Genomic DNA, 22,343 nt, shown 5'->3' with positions numbered 1-22,343 from the left:
GAGGAATCAGTACGATGAATACGATTAATGAAGCAAAAAATTTGATTAAGGATAATATTCGCGACTATGGAATGTATATTGCCTTGGTTGTGATTATCCTTACTTTTACGATCATGACAAATGGTTTGTTTATGTCTTCTAGAAACATTAGTAATCTTCTTGATTCTGCCGGATATATTGCTGTTTTAGCTGTAGGTATGACACTTGTAATTGTTATTCGCCACATTGATCTATCAGTGGGCTACGCTGCTGGATTTCTTGGGGCAATTGCTGCCATCTTGCTTACGCAAGCAGGTGTTTCCGTTTTTGTTACGATTCCCATTATTCTCGGGCTAGGAATTGTGATTGGTTTATTCAATGGCTTATTAGTTGCTAGTATAGGAATTCCGGCATTTGTCGCAACTTTGGCGGGGATGCTGATTTTTAGAGGAGCCTTACTTCAGGTGACAGAAAAAACAGGAACGATTATTATCCAAGATGATAAATTTAATGCAATTGGCAATGGGTATATCCCATCTCTCTTTCAAATAAACGGTTTGCATTTTCTCTCTTTAATCGTTGGCTTACTTGGGATTATCGTCTATATTTATAGTGAAATATCCAACCGCAAAAATAAAATTAAATATCAATTTGAGGTCGTCTCGAAAAATATATTTATTTTAAAATTGCTCTTTATGTCTGCCATTATTGCCTACATCACTTGGATTTTAGCAGGTTATAATGGTTTTTCATGGACGATCATTATTATGCTATTAGTCGTTATCGTGTATCATTTTCTTTCAACAAAGACCGTACTCGGAAGGCATATCTATGCAGTTGGAAGCAATCCAGAAGCAGCCCATTTAAGCGGAATTAACGTAAAGAAAATCACTTATATTGTCTTTGGTTCCATGGGAATGCTTGCAGCATTGTCAGGAATTCTTTTTACCTCTCGCTTACAGTCAGCTACAACTACTGCTGGAACCTTATTTGAGCTTGACGCAATTGCTGCTGCGTATGTAGGTGGTGTATCATCAGCGGGAGGCGTCGGCAAAGTGACCGGAGCAATCATCGGTGCGATTGTCATGGCCTCTCTTACGAACGGGATGAATCTGCTCGGTGTCGGTATTTCCTATCAATACATGATTAGGGGCGGCGTATTGGCAGGAGCGGTAATATTTGATGTGATGACGAGGAAAAAGAGATAGATGCGCGCTGGGATAACTCTTGGCGAGTAGAAAAGAGTATCCAAAAAAGGATGCTCTTTTTCAATCTGCGAAAGGGTATTGCGTAATAGTTGAGGGGGAAGATGCAAAGCGAAGAGGTCTGTAAAGGGTTTAGCTGAATAACTATAGTAAAAAGGCAAGAAATTCATTTCGCAAATATAAAAGTTTGCCAACACTTTCAGTCGATTCCCAGTTAGTGGTATGATGAGAGTAAAATCAGTCTTTATTGATAAAGAGAGATGCTGAAATCTAGTCGTTTACTTAATGAAACTATTACATTATGAAAGCGTTTTATCGAAAACGCGGGAAAAATGAGGGGAGATCAGCTTTTGCGAAAAATAGGCTTTATTTTACTGTTTGTCCTGTTCTCCTTCCTGCTGTATCTCACATTTGTTTCATCTGAAATTGTTTTTCGCTCAGATAGACAAATGCCGAAATTTATTGAACAAGAGAAATTGCAACATAGGATCGTTCTCATTACACAAGATACAGAGACTCCATTTTGGAATAAGGTTGGGAGCGGAGCGATGGATCAGGCTCAAAAGGAAGGCGCTTCACTCGAAATTTGGGGCAGTTACGGAAATAATCGTGAAGACTTTTTAAAGAAGCTGGAAATTGCCATTCACTCAAAAGTGGATGGGATTATTGTTCAAGGGCTTGATTCTGATGATTTTAAATATTTAACGAAAGTTAAAGCTTCTTTTTATGGAATTCCTGTTATAACGGTTGCAAATGATGTTCCTGTTCAAGAAAGTTTGAGAAGAACTTATGTTGGTTCAGACCAGTATAAAGCAGGAAAGATGATCGCTGAGGAATTATTAAAAGATATGGGATCAAAGGGCAAGGTTCTGATTACGTATAATAGTGATAAAGAGTTTTATCAATTGCAGAGACTGGAAGGAATGAAGGAAGTACTTGAAAGTCATCGGGAGATTCAACTTGTAGAGGCAGAGACATCAAGTTCACGGGAAGAAGTGATTGCCGCAACGCAGGATATACTTAATAAATGGCCAGATGTTGATGCGATTATTGCGATCAATTCTGATATTGCATCCGCACTGGTTCAAGAAATAAGTAAACGTTCTCAAGTGGAGCCTTATTATATTTATTCTTTTGATGATGGACAAGATTCCATTTCGCTTCTTCAAGAAGGAAAAATTGATGGATTAGTGGAGCAAACTCCAGAAATGATGGGAAGAAAAAGCGTTCAGTTAATAAAGGGTTGGCTTACTGGAGAAACGATGCCACTCAATATTGATGGTTATTTTACAGATATTCGGATTGTGAAAGCGATGGACTATGATGATTAGTATCCAAAAAAAGATCTTAATGCTGACAACCTTTGTGCTCTTTATTATGGCAAGTATATGGTTTACTCTTACGTATTACAATTATAAAACACAGCATCATTACAACGAAATATTACAAAGGTACTTAAGCATGAATGAAGTGACAAGAGTCAGTCAAGAAATGGTCACCTACTTAAATAACTATATGCTTAGTCCAACTGCAGAAAATTTACAGAAGCTTGAATTAAGCAAGGAAAAAATTCAAAAAGCAAAATATGACGTATTTCCTTTAAGAAATGAGGAAAATCAATTTGCTTTAACGAATTATATTAATCTAGTGGATAGTTTAGTTGAGACGACTGACAGATTAATTTTATTCAATAATGGGGATGATTCAGAGTCAGTTACCAAAGAGTTTTCCGAAGCCAATCGAATTTCTAATTACATCTCAGAAATGAAATTAACCTTGCTGGACACAGAGCTGAGGACGTACGATCGTTTTTATCGAACGATCATTCAGCAGTCAGAAGAGTTAATCAAACTCGGCATATGGCTCATTTTATTAATTACGATCGCACTGCTTATGATCACATATTGGCTTTCACTAAGCATCACAAAACCGATTCAAAGGTTAACAGACGCAGCCAATGAATTGTCACGGGGCGATTTTGACGTGAAAATTCATGTCGAGGCCAATGATGAAATTGCATTTTTAGCGAAAACATTCGATCGGATGCGCATCAATATAAATAATTTAATTTTAGAGATTAAACAAAAAGCACAGCTTGAACATGAGCTTCAGCAAAATAAATTACTTTTACATGAAAGCCAGTTTCGTAGCCTCCAAAGTCAAATAAACCCTCATTTTTTATTTAACACACTTAATACATTATCGAAAAAGGCTTATTTGGAAGGCTCCGAGCAAACGAGTGATTTGCTTGTAAGTGTAGCAGGATTGCTTCGTTATAATTTAAAGCGTTTAGATCGTTCAGTTACTTTGTCGGAAGAAGTGGAAGTGTTAAAACAGTATATGGATATTCAAAAGGCAAGGTTCACAGATCGTTTAACGTTTCAGACAGAAATTGATGAGGCCAGCCTGAATGTTCGCATTCCTGCCTTAACATTACAGCCGATTATTGAAAATGCCGTTATTCACGCAGTGGAGCCAAAGGAAGATGGTGGTAGGGTTTCATTGAAAATTGAAGATCAACCTGGCTGGGTGCAAGTTCACATTGCAGATGATGGAGTAGGAATGTCTGCGGCAAAAATCGAGCAGATCTTAAGGGAGCAACAAGTTCAAACTGAAGGACATTCAACCGGGATTGGCTTTAGTAATGTAGTAAAACGCTTGCGACTTTTTTATGGATACGAAGATGTAATCGCAATTGAGAGCAGTGAAAATAAAGGCACGACCGTTACGCTCAAAATAAAAAAGGGGTGATAAAAAACATGATAAAGCTCCTAATTGTTGACGATGAACAAGTTGAAAGAGAAGGAATGCAAGCAATTTTGCAGAGGGCTTATCCAAATATTAAAATTGAACAAGCGAAAAATGGTAAAATGGCTGTGCAAATGGCAGAGGATTTTTGCCCTGATCTAATTTTAATGGATATTAAAATGCCAGGTATGAGTGGATTGGAAGCGGTTGCTTTCATTCAAAAGAAGCATGAAAATATAAAATTTATCATGGTTACAGCTTATGATATGTTTGAATATTTGCGAGAGGCAATCAAGCTCGGGGTTAAGGATTATTTATTAAAGCCTAGCAAGGCGAGCGATATATTGCAAACTGTGGGGAAGGTATTGCAACAGATTGAAGAGGAAAAGAGGTTGGCAGAAGAGCGCAAACAAAAGCAGCAGGAATATCAAAAAGCATTAGCCCTTGTGGAGACTGATGTTGTGACACAACTCTTATTTGATCACGTACATGAAGTTCACTTAGACATGTTGGTGGAAATGTTAGATATTAAATCCACGAATGAAATGTTCGTGATGTGTTTATTACTCCCACAGGATAAAGACAATCTATATCCTCTCATTAAAAAGAAGCTAAGAAAATTAGGCGGGTGTTGGGTAGGAGCTTTATATGGAACACAGCTTCCGATTATCGTCTTTAGAGATCCGGCTAAAACGTTTCGCTCTCAGGCAATTTATCTAGCTCGTGAACTGCTTTCTGTCAGGAAATCGGAGCATGAAGAATGGTTTATCGGAATAGGGAGTGTCGTCAGTTCATTAGAGGAAATAAGACAATCCTACCACGATTCATTAATAGCTACGAGCGAAACAAAATTTTCTCATAAATATCGTTTTTATTCGGATGTGCCGACGGTAGCCGGAAACGAGAAGAGCATAATGGCTTTACGGGAAAAGGAGTTTTTCGATCAAATTCGTCTTGGTGAATGGGATAAAGTTGAAATGAATGTGATGGGTTTTATTCAAACTTATGAAAAAGAAGGAATTCCCATCGTTCATACACAGCAAAGAGTTGTGGAAGTGCTTTGGCTTATCTCAAGAATTATGAGCGAGATTGGAATTCAAACGATTACCCCATTGTATTCATTTAAAATTCAGGATTATCGTCAATTGCGTGCAGAAGTTAATCTTCTTCTCGAAAAAATGAAGCAAACCCATGCTGAGCATTACGATCAATTCGAAGCCGATACGATTCGACAGCTCAAACAGTATATTATGGAGCATTCCCATAAAGATATTTCTTTAGAATCGTTAGGAAAGAAGGTTGGGTTAAGCCCAATCTATATTAGTAAAATGTTCAAAGAAAAATTAGGGATTAATTATATTGATTTTTTAACAGAGTGTCGGATAGAAAAGGCAAAAATATTGATGTGTGATCCGGAGAAAAGTATTAAGGAAATTACTTATGAGGTCGGTTATCACGAGCCTAATTATTTTAGTAAAGTATTTAAAAAGGTCTGTAAAATATCGCCAAAGGATTACAGAAAAAACTTATTTGCCGCCAATAATTAATGTAGGAGGAATGTAGATGAAACAGAGAATTGTTAAGCCTATGTTCTTCCTGAGCATTATCGTCCTTGCTTTCCTTGGCGCAGCTTGCGAGAAAACTGTGCCGCAAATGACGAATCCAACAGAATCTCCTCCTGAAGCTGATGCTTCTGTTCAAAGTGAGGACAGGAAAATAAAAGTGGGGTTTCTGATGGATACGTTAGAGGAAGAGCGCTGGTTAAAGGATAAAAGACTGTTTAAGGAGGCAGTAGAAGAAATTGGAGCCGAAGTGGAAATCATGGTAGCAAACGGTGATGAGGTTTTACAGATCATTCAAGCAGAAACCTTGATCAAACAGGGTGTAGATGTGCTAGTAATGGTACCTTATAATGCGGAAGCGGCGGGTGTCATTGTTCAGAAGGCCCATCTCGCAGGAATTAAAGTGATTTCATACGATCGTCTTGTAAAGAATGCTGAAATTGATTTATATGTTTCATTCGATAATGAAAAAGTAGGAGAATTGCAGGCAAAGGCACTTACCGCTCTCGTGCCGAAAGGAAAGTATGTTTATATAGGCGGAGCTGATACTGATTATAATGCTCATCTTTTAAAACAGGGAGTTTTTAATGTTTTGAAGCCACTGATCGATAAAGGCGATATCAAGATAGTTTATGACCAATGGACAAAAAATTGGATTCCGACGAATGCCTATTCGAATATGGAAGCCGCACTTAAAGCTAATAATTATGAAATAGATGCAGTGTTTGCCGGAAATGATGCGACGGCAGAGGAAGCAGTTAAAGTTCTTTCTCGTCACGGGCTTGCAGGCAAAACTCCAGTAGCTGGTCAAGATGCAGAATTGGCAGCGATCAGAAGGATTGTTAATGGAACTCAAACGATGACGGTGTATAAACCGATTAAATCTTTAGCTGTTGCTGCAGCAAAAGCGGCAGTCCGGTTGGCAAAAGGTGAAAACATCGTAACGGAGAGAAAAATCAATAATGGAAAAATAGAAGTCCCATCCATTCTCCTCCCACCTATTTCTGTTGATAAAAACAATATTGCCGAAACTGTCATTTCCGACGGTTTCCATTCTAAAGAAGAGATTTATCAACATTGACAATAATTCCAGTATCTTAAATTGGAGGATGAAATGGTAACTAAAAAAGAAAGCAGTTAAAAAAACGAAAAATTCCAAAAAAACAATTGCTTTTATTAAAAATCCGTATTATGATAATCAATAAATATTATTCCAATGGAATTAATCGGGATTTATTGAGCTTGTCTGATCAGATAAACTGAAGGACATTTATCCTTTTAAATGGGATAAGTGTCCTTTTGTTCTTTCGTGCATATACTTTAAAAGTAAAAATTGCAATATGGGCTGGAATTTTTGCTGCAAATGTTGACTGAAATACTCAAGATTGCAAGGAGGAATTCGATGAAGGTGTCAAGTAAAGGAGAGTATGCACTAAGAGCGTTAATCCTACTTGGAAATCACCCAGGCAAAGTAATCGGGATACAAGAAATTGCCGAAAAAACGTTGGTCAGTATTCATTATCTCGAGCAATTGCTGCTTCAGTTAAAAAAGCTTGGGTATGTAACAAGCAAAAGGGGAGCAAAGGGAGGATACATACTTCAAATGAATGCGGAGACAATCAATATTGGGGAGGTCATTCGTCAATTAGAAGGCCCATTATCTCCAATGGGCTGTGCTTCGATTACGAAGTATGAACCTTGTGCCCTGGAAGAGGGCTGCCAATTAAAACCATTGTGGACATTGGTTAGAGATACAATCGCCTATGTTTTGGAACGGACTACACTTGAAGATTTGTTGCAAAATCGTGTGACAAAGCTGGAAGGAGATGATTCAGTTGCCATTAAAAGGGACGCTTGATCAAAAAGTAATTGAAAAGATAGTCAGTTTACTAGAAGGACTTGAATATGGGACTGTTCAAATTACTGTTCATGATTCTGAAATTACACAAATTGACCGATTGGAAAAATATCGTCTCCCACCTCAAGGAAAGATGAGGCAGCAGCCAAATGGAAAAAAGTCAAAACAGAGGTATTAAAATGAATCATACGCCGATCGGACACCCGAAGGCCCTTTAGTTTTCAGTACGTTCATGTACATTTGAAAATTATTGGGGCTTTTTTTATTGATAGACTGTGTTAAGCAATGGAGTGCATATCCAACGCGATGGAATATGAGGTCAGATGTTGCAGCCTTATGGACAACATCAGCATAACACATCGTCTATTGAAAAGCCCTAACGAGTATAAGAGTGAAAGGGAGAGTAAGGGAATGAAGAAAATATTTGTCAGCGTATATTTATCAATTTTTCTATTATTAATCGGCGGTTGCGGAAGTGATCCGACTAATTCACAGTCAGAAAATCAAGGTAAAGAAATTGAATTATTAAATGTTTCGTATGATCCTACAAGAGAGTTGTACGAAGAGTTCAATCAAAGTTTTGCTGAATATTGGGAAAAGGAAACCGGGCAAAAGGTGAAAATAAACCAATCGCATGGTGGCTCTGGAAAACAATCTCGTTCTGTCATTGATGGGCTAGAGGCGGATGTCGTAACATTGGCACTTGCTTATGATATTGATGCTATTGCTGAAGCAGGCAAACTTGCGGATAAGTGGCAGGAAAGATTGGAGCATAATAGCTCTCCTTATACCTCAACCATTGTATTTCTTGTTCGAACAGGGAACCCGAAAAATATAATAGATTGGGATGACTTGATTAAAGAGGATGTTTCGGTTATTACCCCGAATCCGAAAACATCTGGAGGGGCAAGATGGAATTATTTAGCAGCATGGGGGTATGCGCTAAAACAAAATAACGGTAATGAAGAAAAAGCAAGGGAGTTTGTACAAAAGTTATTTAAAAATGTGCCTGTTCTAGATTCAGGCGCACGGGGAGCAACGACTACATTTGTTGAAAGAGAAATTGGTGATGTTTTACTGGCGTGGGAGAATGAAGCTTTTTTAGCATTAAATGAACTTGGTGAAGATAAGTTTGAAATTGTTATTCCATCTGTAAGTATTTTGGCAGAACCACCTGTAACTATCGTTGATAGTTCGGTGGAAAAACATGGGACGGAAGAGGTAGCGAAGGCTTATCTTGATTATTTGTATTCAGATGCTGGACAGGAGATCGCCGCTAAAAACTATTATCGGCCAAGGTCAGAAGAAGTGGTTGAAAAATATGAAGATCAGTTCCCCAAAATTGAGCTTTTTACAATTGATGAACAATTTGGTGGTTGGCAAAATGCTCAACAAACTCATTTTGCAGATGGAGGAATTTTCGATCAAATTTATCAACCATAAAGAAGGAGCGGGGAGCCCGTGTTTAAGAAGAAAAAACGCCATCATCAAGTTTTGCCCGCTTTCGGGTTGTCGATGGGTTATACGCTTGTCTATTTAAGTCTGATCGTTCTCATTCCGATCGCTTTTCTATTCATAAAAGCAGCGGCAATCAGCTGGGATGATTTTTGGAGCATTATTACGGATCGAAGAGTGTTGGCCTCCTTTCAACTAACCTTTTCTACCTCTTTTATGGCAGCTTTCATTAATGCGATATTTGGAACGCTAATAGCTTGGATTCTGGCAAAATATCAATTTACTGGCAAAAAAATCGTTGATGCAATCGTTGATTTGCCTTTTGCATTGCCAACTGCTGTGGCAGGCATTGCTTTAACAACGCTTTATGCTCCAAACGGATGGATCGGTCGATTCTTTGAAGCACTCGGAATAAAGGTTGCTTTCACACCACTTGGTATTATGATTGCATTAATCTTTATTGGACTGCCATTTGTCGTTCGGTCAGTACAGCCGGTATTGCAGGAGTTGGATCAACAGTATGAAGAAGCTGCTTCAACCCTTGGAGCCAATTCTTTGCAAATATTCATGAAAATTATTTTACCAACCATTTTTCCAGCTATTTTGACAGGCTTTTCGTTAGCTTTCGCCCGCGCATTGGGAGAATATGGTTCGGTCGTCTTTATATCAGGAAATATGCCGTTGAAGACAGAAATTGTACCTTTATTAATTGTCACTAAGCTGGAGCAGTTTGATTATGTTGGAGCCGCTGCGGTTGCAGCCGTTATGCTTGTTATTTCCTTTATTCTCTTATTTTTAATTAACTTCTGGCAGTGGAGAATATCGAAGAAGTACGAAACGGTTTAGGAGAGAGTAAAAGATGAATAAAATCAAATCACCTTATAAAATTAACCGTCTGAATTTTAATTTCGAAGCTTTTCGGAAAGGGGGATTGATCGGAGTAGCTCTCGCATTTTTAGCTTTGTTTATTGTTGTTCCATTAATCGCGGTGTTTACTGAAGCTTTTAGCAAAGGAGCAGAGCTGTATTTTGCCTCATTAATGGATCCAGATGCCCGTTCAGCGATAAAGCTTACTTTACTGGTTGCTGCAATTGCTGTTCCCCTTAACACTATATTCGGTGTTATAGCTGCTTATGCGATTGCAAAATTTCAATTTAAAGGGAAGAATTTTCTCATCACACTCATTGATATTCCTTTTGCTGTTTCGCCGGTCATCGCTGGTCTTGTGTTTGTCCTTTTATTTGGTTCACAGGGATTTCTCGGCCCCTTCCTCGAAGCCAATAATATTAAAATTGTTTTTGCCGTCCCTGGACTTATTTTAGCAACTGTATTTGTTACCTTTCCTTTTGTTGTTAGGGAGTTAATTCCTATTATGCAAGAGCAAGGTACAGATGAAGAACAAGCAGGCCGAATATTAGGAGCGAACGGTTGGCAAATGTTTTTCCGCATTACGCTTCCCAATATAAAATGGGGTCTCCTTTATGGGATAATTCTGTGTAATGCCCGGGCGATGGGGGAGTTCGGAGCCGTGTCTGTAGTATCTGGTCATATTAGAGGTTTGACAAATACAATCCCTCTCCATGTTGAGATTTTATATAATGAATATCAATTCAGTGCTGCATTTGCTGTCGCTTCCATTTTAGCAATGCTAGCGATTGTAACGTTATTTTTAAAGAGTGTTGTGGAATGGAAAACTAAATAAAGGCAAGAAAATGTTACTGGGGGAAGGTAAAATGGGAATTACAATTGAAAAAGTTTCGAAAAACTTTGGAGAATACAAAGCGATAAATAATGTGTACTTGGAAATTCCTTCAGGGGATTTTACTGCTCTTTTAGGTCCCTCTGGCTCGGGAAAAACTACCCTGCTCAGAATGATTGCCGGCTTGGAAAACTTGGATTCTGGCAGAATATTATTTAACGATACAGATTACACGAATAAAGCGGTGAAAGAGCGGAGAGTCGGTTTTGTTTTTCAGCATTATGCGCTATTTAAGCATATGTCTGTCTTTGACAATATTGCATTTGGCTTAAAGGTAAAACCACGACATCTTCGCCCAAGCAAAGAGGAAATAAAAGAGAAGGTATATGATTTATTAAAATTTATCCAACTTGAACATTTGGCAGAGCGCTATCCATCACAAGTGTCTGGAGGTCAAAAGCAAAGGATTGCATTGGCCCGGGCACTTGCTGTCGAGCCGGACGTTCTCTTGCTTGATGAGCCGTTCGGAGCCTTGGATGCAAAAGTGCGTCAGGAACTTAGGCACTGGCTTAGAGAGATTCACGAAAAGTTAAAAATAACGACTATTTTTGTCACTCATGATCAGGAAGAAGCTTTAGAAATGGCTGATACGATTGTTGTCATGAATGAGGGGAAAGTGGTACAGACAGGTACACCTGAAGAGGTTTACCGACGTCCGGTGAATGAGTTTGTCTATCGTTTTCTTGGTAGAGTGAATGAGGTTAATGGCCGATATATTCGACCGCATGAAGTAAGTTTAAAAAGGGCTCCTCTTGGCGAGAGTTTTCCGGCAAAAGTGGTTCATGTTCACTTTATTGGTTCAACTGTTCGCATCCAACTAACTCGCCTTGATGAGGATATATTATTTGAGGCAGAGCTTAATGAGGAGAAATATCGTGAAATCGGCCCAATAGCGAAAGGAGAGTTTGTGTACGCTCAGTTTACTAAACTGGTTGATTTTGATTTTCAGCAAAAAGTGAAGCCGTTACCACAGAAGGAATCTGTTCTCTGAAGCAGATTCCTTTCTTTTTTAATAGTTGAAATTATCAGACATATTCTATATGATTGAAGGATGACTGAGTATAGGGTTGAATGGAGTGCATAGAGATGAAAGAAATAATAAGGTGGTATGAGGAACTTCATGTGATTCCAGAGGTTGGCTGGAAGGAATTCAAGACAACAGATAAAATCGCTGCCATTTTGGATGAAATCGGAGTCAGCTACCAACGCTTCCCCGACATGACGGGAATTGTTGCCGAGATGGGTCAGGGTGACGAGGTAATAGCCGTTAGGGCTGATATTGATGCTCTTTGGCAAGAGGTAGATGGAGTATGGCAAGGGAATCATTCTTGCGGTCATGACGCTAATATTGCAATGGTGTTAGGGGCAATTTTTTCCTTGAAAGACACGGGATTAGCAAAAAAAATTCGCTTCATTTTTCAGCCTGCTGAAGAAAAAGGTGAAGGGGCACTGGCGTTGATCGAGAAAGGAGTGATGGATCAAGTCACCCATCTTTTCGGCATTCATCTTCGTCCGATTGAGGAATTACCATTAGGAAAGGTTTCCGCATCAATTCGTCATGGTGCCCATGTCGCGCTTATTGGCAAAGTAGAAGGAGTAGATGCTCATGCAGCACGACCACATCAGGGACAGAATGCTCTTGATGTCATCGCAAGTCTTCATCAATTATTAAAGACAATCTATATCGATCCTTCTGAAGCCTGCTCGGTTAAGTTAACGAAGGTTATTGCCGGCGGCGAGAGTATCAATATTATTCCGGGTGTAGCGGAGTTTGCTATTGATGTTCGTGCACAGAAGAATGAAGTTCTTTCAAAAATTTGCACTAAAGTAGAGCAAATAATTGGGAAATTAGAGGCTCTTTTTGAAATGACAATCAATTGGGAGTGGACCGGTTATACTCCAGCAGCAGAAGTTTCAAAGGAAGCTGAAGAGATTGTGGAAGAAGCAATAAAATCCCTATTTGGTGAGAAAGCATTTGTTCCATTCGTGATTACTCCAGGAGGAGATGATTTCCATTTTTACACAATTAAGAGGCCAGATGTAAAGGCTTCAATGATTGGAGTAGGCGCAAACTTAAAGCCCGGACTTCATCATCCAAAAATGTTTTTTGATAAATCTGCTCTACATCAGGGAGCAAAAATCTTAGCGGAAACACTGCGTCGTGTATAAAGAGTGAGCCAGGGTTTATAAGTTTTTGTTATAAATGAGTATAGGACAATATAGGATCATATCAGCTACAGCAGTAGATAATATTTTTAAGGCAATCAAAAGAATCAAAGCCTACTAAAAATTCAGTAAGCTTTGATTTTTTTATCTATTTAGATCGCTAAGACCAGGGCTGTGTTCGTTTGGCATTTCAGGAAGTTGAGGTACCGGATAACCTTGTGGAGGTTCTGTAACAGTCAGATCTCCGCCATTTCGACTAGGACTTTCACCAGAGAAGATCTCCCCGATTAAAGTACTATCTAATCTAAAATTAAATTGTGCATTATGGAAGCCTGCTTCTACATATTTTCGGCATTCTGGATATTTGTTAATATCATAATTTGGAACCGGGAACAATTTGGCCCAGTCCACACCGAGTGTTTCTAATGCTTTGGCAAATGCATTTTGGTGTGCATTATCACGGACTATTAAGAATGCAAGCGTCTCTCTAAATGTTTTATTTGAACTCATTTCGTATATCCTTGATTTTTGCAGAACACCTGTAGACTCAAGTACTAAATTATCAAGCAGGTTACTAATTAAGTTGCCATGGTCGTATACATACGTTCCTTGCCAAGGCAAACCTGAGGCATCAACTGGTAACGATGCTTGAGCACCAATAATAAAGTGGTGTGGATTTGCATGTTTTACTGCATCATCAAGAGGTGCTGCATCGCTTCCGCTTGCTCCTACCCCTTCATCTCCCGCACCATTTAATAATTGGTTAATGGTAGTTTGGACAAGTTCCACGTGAGCAAGCTCTTCTAAAAATATCCCTCTAAGCAAGTCGCGAAACTGTTTGGCAGGACCGCGGAAGTTTGAGCTCTGGAAAAAGAATTGCATCATGGTTCTCATTTCACCAAAACGACCGCCGAGTATCTCCTGCATGACTTTTGCAGCAGCTGGATCTGGTTTATCAGGAACAATCATATTAATCAAATCTTCTCTATAAAAGTACATACGTTTACCTCCTTCAAATGATTTTGTTTTATCTTATGCTTGAGTATTTGCTCTTACGGGCATTTTGTCGTTCCACATAAAGTCCTTTAAAGTGCGCTTGAATATTACTTATCTGATTCTGCTTAAACTTTTGAGTTCTTGTTTAGAACCTTATCTATATATTTCACAATGTTCAAAGTTTCCATACCGGACAATTTTGTTTTTCGCATGAGAATTGTCAAAACCGCTCATGGTGTAGCATTTAAGTCTTTCTAAATCATAAATTTATTGATCCTTTTAGCGACCGATCACTGAAAAATCCAATACTTTCAAACGTAATCCGATTCCCTATTTTGTAGTTACTTGTAACAAATAAATTGACAGCATGTTTTACAAACTCTTAAGTATGATAGTAATAAAAGGGAGAGTGAGCGACATGGAGAAAATTATGTTTAAAAAGGAAGAAAAAATTGCTTTTATAACAATTAATCGTCCAAAGAAATTAAATTGCTTCGATTTGGCAGCATTATATGATTTTGAAAAAATAGTCCAGGAAATTAAAACCAATTCTGATATTCGAATTGTAATTATTACTGGTGCTGGGGATAAAGCGTTTAGTGCGGGAGCCGACTTGAAGGAGAGAAAGCAGTTAAATGAGGAGCAAGTGCGAATAAATGTCCAAAAGATTCGTGATGTTTTTACACAAATCGAAGAGCTGCCCCAACCGACAATAGCCGCTATAAACGGCTTTGCTTTAGGCGGAGGGCTTGAATTAGCACTTGCATGTGATTTTCGTTATGCGAGTAGGAATGCCATTCTTGGTTTAACAGAAGTGAGTTGGGCTATTATTCCAGGAGCAGGTGGAACGCAAAGGTTATCTCGATTAATCGGGGTCTCGAAAGCGAAAGAATTGATTCTTACAGCTCGAAAGATTGATGCCAGTACAGCTTTAGAGCTGGGGATTTTGAATAGAGTGGTAGAGCAGAATGAGCTTATCAATAGTGCGATTGATTTAGCTAAAGAAATATTGCAAAATGGACCATTAGCTGTTATTCAGGCAAAATATGCCATCAATAATGGGAACAATGTCGACTTGAAAACAGGTCTTGAGATGGAGGCGAAAGCATACGAGGCTATCATTTCAACAAAAGATCGAACCGAAGCTCTTCTGGCATTTAGTGAAGGTCGACAGCCTCAATTTAAAGGAGTATAAATTTCAATCAAAATAGATAGTTGTTTTAGTAAGGTGGATGCACAATAAGCCAATAGACTTCCTTTAAAATGTTACAGTGCCGATTGTTTATTTTTGGTTGACTGCATGAAATTTTTCGCAGTTTTTAACTGTTATGGATCAATTGAGGCACTCGGATAATCCAAGTCTTGGTATTTGGTGAAATTTGGCGAATGTGTGAAATTTATCATTGCCCATTTTTTTTTCTCAATATATACTATTTGGACAATCTATAATGAAACTTAGGGGAGACACATGTATGAAATTAAAGTTGAAGCTTGGTCCAAAGATTAACTTGATTGTTTTAATTATGATGTTGTTGTTAGCTGTAGCTGTTGGAGGAGTAGTTGTTCAACAAGTTACCAAGGGAATAAAAGATTTTGCATTGGAAAAGGCGAGGGGAGACCTAAATCTTGGCAAAAGCTATATTGATGCTAAATACCCTGGTGATTGGGAAATTAAAGATGGAAATCTTTATAAGGGCCAAACGCAAATCAGTGGGAATTTTGAGATTGTTGATGAAATAGGGAAACAAACTGGGGATACGGTGACAATTTTTCAAGGAGACACCCGTGTCGCTACAAATGTTATGATTGACGGTGAAAGGGCTGTTGGTACACAAGTATCTGAAGAAGTTGCTCAAGCCGTGTTAGAACAAAATAAGGATTTTTTCGGTGAAGCAAATGTAGTAGGTAATAACTATGTAACCGGATACACGCCTATTCATGATAAAAATGGTGAGACGATTGGAATTTTTTATGTGGGTGCACCACAGGATATTATTGATCATACCCTCGTTGCATTTATGAAAATATTTCTCATCGTTCTTGTCGTAATGATTGCCCTTTCTATTATTGTTGTTTATCTATTCACTAGAGGATTAACGAAGAGATTATCGGCAATCTCGACCGCTTTGGATGCTGCAAAGCATGGTGATTTTACAATAGAAGTTAACGATGGTAAAAGTGATGAACTAAGTGCACTCGCTGATAGCTATAATTCAATGAAGGATAATTTGCGTGTGATGATTGAAAAGGTAGTGACAAATTCTGAAAAAGTTGCTGCTTCATCTCAGGAATTGACCGCAGGGGCCGAGCAAACAACTGCAGCAACAGAACATATTACACAGATCATCCAAGAAGTTGTTGGGGGAGCTGAAAAACAAGCAACTAGTGTAGAAGAGAGTGCTCGTGCGATGGATGAGATAACGATTGGCATTAATAATCTCGCAGAAACGTCCTCGCTGATCTCTGAATCTACTAAAACGACAAGAGGACATGCACAGCGCGGGGGAGTGCTAATTGATGAGACTGTCGCACAAATGGAAACCATTCACGAATCTGTCAATGCAAGTACCGAGGCGGTAAGATTATTAGATGAGCGTTCGAAACAAATAGGAGTGATTACGAATACGATCTCTGAGATTGCCAATCAAACCAATTTGTTAGCTTTAAATGCGGCGATAGAAGCTGCGCGTGCCGGTGAGCACGGGAAAGGCTTTGCTGTTGTTGCTGAAGAAGTACAAAAGTTGGCTGTGCAAGCACAGCAATCTTCGACGCAAATTTCTGAACTGATTTATGCGATTAACAATGATATGGTGGATGCGTTCAAATCAATGAATCAGGTGAATGAAGATGTTTCCCAAGGGTTGTCAATCGTTGAGAAAACGGAGGTTAGCTTTAAAGAGATCATGAAAGCGATGGAAGAGATGGAAATACAAATTACTGAAGCGGCAGCAACTGCGGAGCAAATGTCAGCAAGTTCCGAGGAAGTATCTGCCACGTCAGGCGGGATATCGGAAATTGCCCAGCAATCGTTGCATCATACACAGTCGGTATCTGCTTCAACTGAGGAGCAACTGGCTTCTATGCAACAAATATTGTCAGCAGCCAATTCCCTAAATTCTATTGCTGAACAGCTTCAGGAGACTGTTGCAGAGTTTAAAATATAAGGAGCGAATAACAGCATGGACAGTAAAACTGCAGGTAAACTTTATAATTGAGTTTGTCAGCAGTTTTTTAATTTGGTTAGGCAATACGTGAAAATTACAAGAAATTGTTAGAGAATTCAAAGTGCAAGGAACAGTGTTTTGGTTTAATAATTATAAAAGAAACAGCCCAATTGGAAAGTGGGCTGTTTCTTTAGTTTGCTTATATTTTCAGTACACCACCAGTGCTCGCATTGGTAACAAGCTTTGAATAGCGAGCAAGATAGCCTTTTTTCACTTTTGGTTCAAAACCCTTCCAGTTTGCTTTCCGTTTTGCAAATTCTTCATCGGTAATTTCCAAGGTGATTTTACGGTTATTTAAATCGAGTTCAATAATATCTCCATCTTCGACAAAAGCAATTGGTCCGCCTTCAGCGGCTTCTGGAGAAATATGGCCGATTGAAATTCCGCGAGAAGCACCAGAAAATCTTCCATCCGTAATAAGTCCAACCTTTGCACCGAGACCTCGACCGACAATTTGAGAGGTTGGTGCCAGCATTTCAGGCATTCCTGGTCCGCCTTTTGGTCCCTCATAACGGATAACAACGACATCACCTTCTTTAACTTTTCCAGTGATGATGCCTGATAATGCCTCTTCTTGAGAATTAAAGCAAATGGCTGGTCCTCTGTGATAGCCGCCGACTTCTTTGTCAACGGCACCAACTTTGATGACAGAACCTTCTGGAGCAAGATTCCCAAATAAAACAGCGAGCCCGCCCTTTTCGGAGTGTGGATTGTCTAATGGCCGAATGACATCCTTATCTAAAATATCACAGCCTGCAACATTTTCTTTTAATGTTTTCCCAGTTACAGTTAAGCAATCTCCATTCATTGCCCCTGGTTTCTTTAAAACTTCATTAATAATCGCACTGACGCCACCGGCATTATGAACATCCTCAATATGGTAATTCGATGCAGGTGCGATTTTGGCTAAATGGGGAACACGAGCAGCAATTTCATTGATACGCTCAAGTGAGTATTCGATTTCAGCTTCATGGGCTAATGCTAATGTGTGTAAAACCGTATTGGTCGAGCCGCCCATGGCCATGTCTAATGCGAAGGCATTATCGATTGCTTCAATCGTGACGATATCGCGCGGTTTAATATCGTTCTCGATTAATGTCATTAATTGCTTCGCTGATTTCTTCACAAATTCCTTACGTTCCTCGGCAACCGCTAAAATAGTACCATTTCCCGGAAGAGCAAGACCGAGCCCTTCGGCTAAGCAATTCATTGAGTTCGCTGTAAACATCCCTGAACATGAACCACATGAAGGACAAGCGACTTGCTCGATTTCAGTTAATCTAGCTTCATCAATTTTCCCAGCTTGGAATGCCCCTACGCCTTCAAATACGGAGGTTAAATCGAGGGCATTCCCCTGACTATCGATTCCTGCTTTCATTGGTCCGCCGCTGACAACAATCGTAGGAATATTTACACGAAGAGCAGCCATTAACATCCCTGGTGTGATTTTGTCACAGTTCGGAATACAAACCATACCATCGAACCAATGGGCAGAAACAACGGTTTCAACAGAGTCAGCAATGATCTCGCGACTAGGGAGTGAATAGCGCATCCCGATATGCCCCATGGCAATCCCATCATCAACGCCGATTGTATTCATTTCGAACGGTACACCGCCAGCTTCGCGAATTGCCTCCTTGACAATTTTCCCAAACTCCTGTAAATGCACATGTCCTGGAACAATATCAATATATGAGTTTACAACAGCAATAAATGGTTTATCAAAATCTTCCTCTTTTACACCAGCAGCTCGAAGCAAGCTTCGATGGGGTGCACGGTCAAATCCTCTTTTGATCATGTTACTTCGTAATTCTGCCACTTTCATTCCCTCGCTTTCAAAAACACTATAATACAAATTTTTAAACTTTTTCATATTTTATCATTATTCTAAGAAATAGGACAGAATTTTTCCTTTAATGCTTTTATTTAATAAAGATATCAGTAGTTTTTATAACTACTTCTTGTTGTTTGTGGAATTTGTTATGTAGTGGTGAGTTTACATCATCCGGTTTTTAAGTTACAATAAAGGGGATTTTTAGATGAAATGAGGTCTGTTAATGGGAAGGCTAGATCAGTTTATGGAAGGGCTTGACCTTCAGCATGAAATATCACTTACAGATATTCCTGAGATTGATTTATATATGGATCAAGTGATTCAATTGTTCGAAAATCATTTTAAGGATACAAAAAGAAATGAAGATGAGAAAATTTTAACGAAAACAATGATAAATAATTATGCGAAAGCAAAATTATTTTTTCCAATAAAAAATAAAAAGTATTCAAAGGAACATTTATTATTAATCAGTCTTATTTACCAATTAAAAGGGTCATTATCGATCAGTGATATTAAGGAGACTTTTCAGGGAATTAATAAGATGATAGTAGAAGAGGAAAGCTTTGAATTAGAACCTTTTTATCATAGTTATTTACAGCTAAGTAAAGAGAACACGGTTCATTTTAAAAAGGATATTCAGGAGAGAGCAGCGGAGGTTGATAAGGAAGTAGCCAAACTTGAAACAGAAAAAAGTGACTACTTGCGTAAAGTGATGCTGATTACTTCGCTTGCTCATATCAGTAATTTGTATAGAAGGGCTGCTGAACAACTTGTTGATGAAATAATGGAAGAACAAAATGGAAAGAAGGAGATAAAATGAGCGAAACGCATACATTTACGAAAGGTGAAGAAATTGCAAATGCAATTACCCATGGTATTGGGGCATTACTAAGTGTAGTTGCCTTAGTGTTCTTGATAATCGAGTCTGTTGTTCATGGTGGCCCATGGCATATCGTAAGCTTTACATTATTCGGAAGTACGATGCTGCTCATGTATCTATGTTCTACAATGCTACACAGTTTACCTTCAGGGAAGGCAAAGGATATTTTTGAAATCTTTGATCATTCAGCCATTTATTTTTTTATAGCTGGAACGTATACACCATTTTTGTTTCTCGTTATTAAAGGTTGGCTTGGTTGGACTATTTTTGGTATTGTGTGGGGTCTAGCCCTTGCAGGTACCGTTTTTAAATCTTTTTTTGTGAAAAAATTTGTTCTTTATTCAACATTATTGTATGTTCTGATGGGATGGCTCATTGTTTTTGCTTGGCAGCCTTTAATGAATAACCTGCCGCAAAATGCCATTCTTCTTCTCGTGATTGGTGGATTATTGTATACGCTCGGTTCTGTATTTTACGTGTGGCGGGGGTTTAAATATCACCATACCCTCTGGCATGTCTTTGTGATTGGTGGCAGTGTTGCTCACTTTTTCTGCGTTTTTTTATACCTTGTGTAGGATATGAGTGAGGCATGTCATTATCTATGCTGTAGTTTTCTTTGTATAATGAATAAGAGCTTTCTAACTTATTTATGTGGAGGAATTATAAATGAATTGCAAAATCAACAAAAATGCAGCAAAGGTATTGAAAGAAATGTTAGCGCGTGAAGAAGCTGAAGGTAAGATGATTCGCGTTTTCATTACACATATGCATGGTGATCATGCTCATTATGATTTGAGGTTTGATACACCTACCGAGCATGATGAGATTGTAAAGACGGATAAAGGAATTGACATTCTCCTTGATAAGCGGGAAGAATTTCTCGATGGAGTTTGGATTAAATACTTCTATGTTCCAGAACCACAATTTGAAATCACAAATCCCTCAAAAGAGGGTCACGGACATCATCACCATTAAAAGTTGGAATCGATTGGTAGGATGAATCAATTTTCTATGTGAGGAATCATGGAAATACTAGCAGAAAGTATTGTTGTGATTTTGAGAATGAATGATAATACAGCTCTGCAATAATAAAAAAATGGCGTGTAATCTTTTTTTAGAGGTTGCACGCTATTTTCTTTGTTTTACGATAATTCGAGCATCATTAATTTGATTTTGCTATATGTCGGTAATGATTCTTAGCAATAATTTAGATTAACGAAGCCGATAACGATCGCTAAAAAGATTTGGAAAGGGCTATCTTTTACCAAAAAGTTTGAGGTAAAATAGAAAAATTAAAGGGGGCAAGCGAAAATGATTAGAAGGTTAACAAAAGACGATCATGAGCAGTGTTTTGCACTATTAAAAACCGCACCGGCAGAGAACCTTTTTATTATCGGTGATATTGAGGCATATGGCTATGATCAAGAATTTCAGAAGGTTTGGGGAGATTTTAGTACGGATGGAAAGCTAATTGCAGTCCTGTTGAAATATGAAAATAATTATATTCCTTTTGCGGTTGCGGAGTTTGATGCGGAAGGTTTTGCAGTAATAATGGAACAGGATCGAGATTTTTTGATGATGTCAGGTTTAAGAGAAGTTACAGCAAAAATCGAGCCGTTTCTCAAAAAGAGACTTGTCCGTAAACGGGAAACTTACTATGCGAAATGTACGAAACTTCAAATATCACAGAGCGAGGTTTCGATTGTGAAGAAGGCAAGTCCTGGTGAAGCAGAGCGATTAGTCGAATTAGTTAATCAAATTCCTGAGTTCAGTGATTCCATCATTACGGTGGAAAAAAAACGTCGAGGCTTAGAGGATGGTACATCCCGTACTTTTTATATTGAGGAGGATGGAAAAATGGTTTCCACTGCCTCAACGGCTGCAGAAAATTCCATGTCGGCGATGGTTGTTGGAGTTGCCACATTGGAAGCATATAAGAAAAAAGGCTATGCAACAGCATGTGTGCTTAAACTTTGTAGAGAGTTGCTGCAGGAGGGAAAAGAACTCTGTCTTTTTTATGATAATCCTGCCGCAGGAGCGATTTATAAACGAATTGGCTTCGAAGATATCGGGTTTTGGATGATGTACACATTTGCGAAATAAATACTCAGGCTGTCGACAAGCCTTTGCTATCCTTTGATAGTACAATGTTATTCGAACAGCCTGATAAACTTTCTTCCTCAAATTAAAATGGATATTGACGATCCCTTGTCTGAACAGACACCCATTTGGTTGCAGTAAATTCCTCGACAACCCACGGATTTCCGAAGCGGCCCAATCCACTCGATTTATTTCCACCGAACGGAATAAATGGGGCATCATTAACGGTTTGGTCGTTAATATGGGTCATGCCAGCGTCGATATGAAGTGCGAGTTCTTCTCCTTTTTGAAGATCAGCTGTGAAAATGGCAGAATTTAAGCCATATTCTGTATCACCAGCAAGGGCAATGGCCTCCCCATCAGTTGCAGCCTTAATGATCGGTGCAATCGGGCAAAAAAGCTCTGTTTGTTTGGATGAGATCCCGCAAGCTTGGCTAATGCTTGTTTGTAAACTTTTATTGCCTCTGTTGCAACGGCAACGGAGAAATCGTACATAAATAATTTTAGGATTGATAAATGATAAAGGATTTTGACTCATTTCGTGTGAAACTTTGGTCTTACAAGCTTTTTAGTTATG

Annotated in this window: 20 protein-coding genes and 1 pseudogene; 18 read left to right on the top strand and 3 right to left on the bottom strand. The window is 38.7% G+C overall.

Annotated features, from left to right (window positions below; genetic code table 11):
* Window positions 1–14: 14 nt before the first annotated feature.
* The 12 genes from NST02_RS16520 to NST02_RS16465 all read left to right on the top strand — a co-directional run bounded on the left by NST02_RS16520 (window position 15) and on the right by NST02_RS16465 (window position 12,735).
* Window positions 15–1,187, top strand: coding sequence for a sugar ABC transporter permease (locus NST02_RS16520; RefSeq protein ID WP_095310957.1), 1,173 nt, complete (start codon window positions 15–17; stop codon window positions 1,185–1,187).
* A gap of 347 nt (window positions 1,188–1,534) precedes the next feature.
* Window positions 1,535–2,515, top strand: a complete 981-nt coding sequence (locus tag NST02_RS16515; RefSeq protein WP_095310955.1) for a sugar ABC transporter substrate-binding protein — start codon at window positions 1,535–1,537, stop codon at window positions 2,513–2,515.
* Window positions 2,508–3,935: a sensor histidine kinase gene (locus tag NST02_RS16510; protein ID WP_340950018.1), complete on the top strand. Its 1,428-nt coding sequence runs from the start codon at window positions 2,508–2,510 to the stop codon at window positions 3,933–3,935. Before NST02_RS16515 ends, NST02_RS16510 begins: the two co-directional genes overlap by 8 nt.
* Window positions 3,936–3,943: 8 nt before the next feature.
* Window positions 3,944–5,479, top strand: a complete 1,536-nt coding sequence (locus NST02_RS16505) for a response regulator (RefSeq protein ID WP_095310953.1) — start codon at window positions 3,944–3,946, stop codon at window positions 5,477–5,479.
* A 16-nt stretch (window positions 5,480–5,495) separates the two neighbouring features.
* Window positions 5,496–6,575: a sugar ABC transporter substrate-binding protein gene (locus NST02_RS16500; protein WP_340949293.1), complete on the top strand. Its 1,080-nt coding sequence runs from the start codon at window positions 5,496–5,498 to the stop codon at window positions 6,573–6,575.
* Window positions 6,576–6,896: 321 nt separating this feature from the next.
* The gene (locus tag NST02_RS16495; RefSeq protein ID WP_340949292.1) at window positions 6,897–7,352 is read left to right on the top strand and encodes an RrF2 family transcriptional regulator; all 456 of its coding nucleotides are present in this window, start codon (window positions 6,897–6,899) and stop codon (window positions 7,350–7,352) included.
* Window positions 7,321–7,530, top strand: coding sequence for a YezD family protein (locus NST02_RS16490; RefSeq protein ID WP_445678157.1), 210 nt, complete (start codon window positions 7,321–7,323; stop codon window positions 7,528–7,530). Before NST02_RS16495 ends, NST02_RS16490 begins: the two co-directional genes overlap by 32 nt.
* A 233-nt stretch (window positions 7,531–7,763) precedes the next feature.
* Window positions 7,764–8,795 carry a sulfate ABC transporter substrate-binding protein gene (locus tag NST02_RS16485; RefSeq protein WP_212933386.1) on the top strand — a complete coding sequence of 344 codons (1,032 nt, stop codon included), beginning with the start codon at window positions 7,764–7,766 and terminating at the stop codon, window positions 8,793–8,795.
* An 18-nt stretch (window positions 8,796–8,813) separates the two neighbouring features.
* Window positions 8,814–9,653, top strand: coding sequence for a sulfate ABC transporter permease subunit CysT (gene cysT, locus NST02_RS16480; RefSeq protein ID WP_095310943.1), 840 nt, complete (start codon window positions 8,814–8,816; stop codon window positions 9,651–9,653).
* A 13-nt stretch (window positions 9,654–9,666) separates the two neighbouring features.
* Complete coding sequence (gene cysW, locus NST02_RS16475; RefSeq protein ID WP_340949290.1) at window positions 9,667–10,509, top strand: sulfate ABC transporter permease subunit CysW; 843 nt, start codon at window positions 9,667–9,669, stop codon at window positions 10,507–10,509.
* Window positions 10,510–10,540: 31 nt separating this feature from the next.
* Window positions 10,541–11,557 (top strand): sulfate/molybdate ABC transporter ATP-binding protein, encoded by a 1,017-nt coding sequence (locus NST02_RS16470; protein WP_095310939.1) that lies wholly within the window; start codon window positions 10,541–10,543, stop codon window positions 11,555–11,557.
* A gap of 95 nt (window positions 11,558–11,652) precedes the next feature.
* Entirely contained in the window at window positions 11,653–12,735 is a 1,083-nt protein-coding gene (locus NST02_RS16465; RefSeq protein ID WP_137742752.1) for an amidohydrolase, read from the top strand.
* A gap of 141 nt (window positions 12,736–12,876) precedes the next feature.
* Here the strand turns inward: NST02_RS16465 and NST02_RS16460 are convergent, their stop codons facing one another.
* Complete coding sequence (locus NST02_RS16460) at window positions 12,877–13,731, bottom strand: manganese catalase family protein (protein ID WP_095310935.1); 855 nt, start codon at window positions 13,729–13,731, stop codon at window positions 12,877–12,879.
* A 415-nt stretch (window positions 13,732–14,146) separates the two neighbouring features.
* On the opposite strand from NST02_RS16460, the gene NST02_RS16455 reads away from it, so the two are divergent.
* A complete protein-coding gene (locus NST02_RS16455; protein WP_095310933.1) occupies window positions 14,147–14,923 on the top strand; it encodes an enoyl-CoA hydratase-related protein in 777 nt (258 codons plus the stop codon).
* Window positions 14,924–15,200: 277 nt separating this feature from the next.
* The gene (locus NST02_RS16450; RefSeq protein ID WP_095310931.1) at window positions 15,201–16,892 is read left to right on the top strand and encodes a methyl-accepting chemotaxis protein; all 1,692 of its coding nucleotides are present in this window, start codon (window positions 15,201–15,203) and stop codon (window positions 16,890–16,892) included.
* Window positions 16,893–17,091: 199 nt separating this feature from the next.
* Here the strand turns inward: NST02_RS16450 and ilvD are convergent, their stop codons facing one another.
* Window positions 17,092–18,777: a dihydroxy-acid dehydratase gene (gene ilvD, locus NST02_RS16445; RefSeq protein ID WP_137742753.1), complete on the bottom strand. Its 1,686-nt coding sequence runs from the start codon at window positions 18,775–18,777 to the stop codon at window positions 17,092–17,094.
* Window positions 18,778–19,009: 232 nt separating this feature from the next.
* Between ilvD and NST02_RS16440 the strand changes: the two genes are divergently transcribed.
* The 4 genes from NST02_RS16440 (at window position 19,010) to NST02_RS16425 (ending at window position 21,769) form a co-directional block, all read left to right on the top strand.
* Entirely contained in the window at window positions 19,010–19,606 is a 597-nt protein-coding gene (locus NST02_RS16440) for a DUF1836 domain-containing protein (RefSeq protein WP_137742754.1), read from the top strand.
* Window positions 19,603–20,241, top strand: a complete 639-nt coding sequence (gene trhA, locus NST02_RS16435) for a PAQR family membrane homeostasis protein TrhA (protein WP_137742755.1) — start codon at window positions 19,603–19,605, stop codon at window positions 20,239–20,241. Before NST02_RS16440 ends, trhA begins: the two co-directional genes overlap by 4 nt.
* A 91-nt stretch (window positions 20,242–20,332) precedes the next feature.
* Window positions 20,333–20,641: an iron-sulfur cluster assembly accessory protein gene (locus tag NST02_RS16430; protein ID WP_137742756.1), complete on the top strand. Its 309-nt coding sequence runs from the start codon at window positions 20,333–20,335 to the stop codon at window positions 20,639–20,641.
* Between the two features lie 336 nt (window positions 20,642–20,977).
* Window positions 20,978–21,769, top strand: coding sequence for a GNAT family N-acetyltransferase (locus NST02_RS16425; RefSeq protein WP_137742757.1), 792 nt, complete (start codon window positions 20,978–20,980; stop codon window positions 21,767–21,769).
* An 82-nt stretch (window positions 21,770–21,851) separates the two neighbouring features.
* On the opposite strand, the pseudogene NST02_RS16420 reads toward NST02_RS16425, so the two are convergent.
* A pseudogene (locus NST02_RS16420) lies at window positions 21,852–22,175 on the bottom strand (aldehyde dehydrogenase family protein); the annotation flags it as partial.
* Window positions 22,176–22,343 lie beyond the last annotated feature (168 nt).

Source organism: Robertmurraya sp. FSL W8-0741 (genome assembly GCF_038004005.1).
Taxonomy (GTDB): Bacteria; Bacillota; Bacilli; order Bacillales; family Cytobacillaceae; genus Robertmurraya; species Robertmurraya siralis.
The sequence above is the reverse complement of the archived record's forward strand: the minus strand, read 5'-3'. Positions and strand labels throughout refer to the sequence as shown.

Excerpts from the sequence above, each read along its gene's own strand:
- NST02_RS16520 (WP_095310957.1), top strand. The coding sequence starts at position 15 with ATGAATACGATTAATGAAGCAAAAAATTTGATTAAGGATAATATTCGC.
- NST02_RS16510 (WP_340950018.1), top strand. The coding sequence starts at position 2,508 with ATGATTAGTATCCAAAAAAAGATCTTAATGCTGACAACCTTTGTGCTC.
- NST02_RS16505 (WP_095310953.1), top strand. The coding sequence starts at position 3,944 with ATGATAAAGCTCCTAATTGTTGACGATGAACAAGTTGAAAGAGAAGGA.
- NST02_RS16500 (WP_340949293.1), top strand. The coding sequence starts at position 5,496 with ATGAAACAGAGAATTGTTAAGCCTATGTTCTTCCTGAGCATTATCGTC.
- NST02_RS16495 (WP_340949292.1), top strand. The coding sequence starts at position 6,897 with ATGAAGGTGTCAAGTAAAGGAGAGTATGCACTAAGAGCGTTAATCCTA.
- NST02_RS16490 (WP_445678157.1), top strand. The coding sequence starts at position 7,321 with ATGATTCAGTTGCCATTAAAAGGGACGCTTGATCAAAAAGTAATTGAA.
- NST02_RS16485 (WP_212933386.1), top strand. The coding sequence starts at position 7,764 with ATGAAGAAAATATTTGTCAGCGTATATTTATCAATTTTTCTATTATTA.
- cysW (WP_340949290.1), top strand. The coding sequence starts at position 9,667 with ATGAATAAAATCAAATCACCTTATAAAATTAACCGTCTGAATTTTAAT.
- NST02_RS16470 (WP_095310939.1), top strand. The coding sequence starts at position 10,541 with ATGGGAATTACAATTGAAAAAGTTTCGAAAAACTTTGGAGAATACAAA.
- NST02_RS16465 (WP_137742752.1), top strand. The coding sequence starts at position 11,653 with ATGAAAGAAATAATAAGGTGGTATGAGGAACTTCATGTGATTCCAGAG.
- NST02_RS16460 (WP_095310935.1), bottom strand. The coding sequence starts at position 13,731 with ATGTACTTTTATAGAGAAGATTTGATTAATATGATTGTTCCTGATAAA.
- NST02_RS16455 (WP_095310933.1), top strand. The coding sequence starts at position 14,147 with ATGGAGAAAATTATGTTTAAAAAGGAAGAAAAAATTGCTTTTATAACA.
- NST02_RS16450 (WP_095310931.1), top strand. The coding sequence starts at position 15,201 with ATGAAATTAAAGTTGAAGCTTGGTCCAAAGATTAACTTGATTGTTTTA.
- ilvD (WP_137742753.1), bottom strand. The coding sequence starts at position 18,777 with ATGAAAGTGGCAGAATTACGAAGTAACATGATCAAAAGAGGATTTGAC.
- NST02_RS16440 (WP_137742754.1), top strand. The coding sequence starts at position 19,010 with ATGGGAAGGCTAGATCAGTTTATGGAAGGGCTTGACCTTCAGCATGAA.
- trhA (WP_137742755.1), top strand. The coding sequence starts at position 19,603 with ATGAGCGAAACGCATACATTTACGAAAGGTGAAGAAATTGCAAATGCA.
- NST02_RS16430 (WP_137742756.1), top strand. The coding sequence starts at position 20,333 with ATGAATTGCAAAATCAACAAAAATGCAGCAAAGGTATTGAAAGAAATG.
- NST02_RS16425 (WP_137742757.1), top strand. The coding sequence starts at position 20,978 with ATGATTAGAAGGTTAACAAAAGACGATCATGAGCAGTGTTTTGCACTA.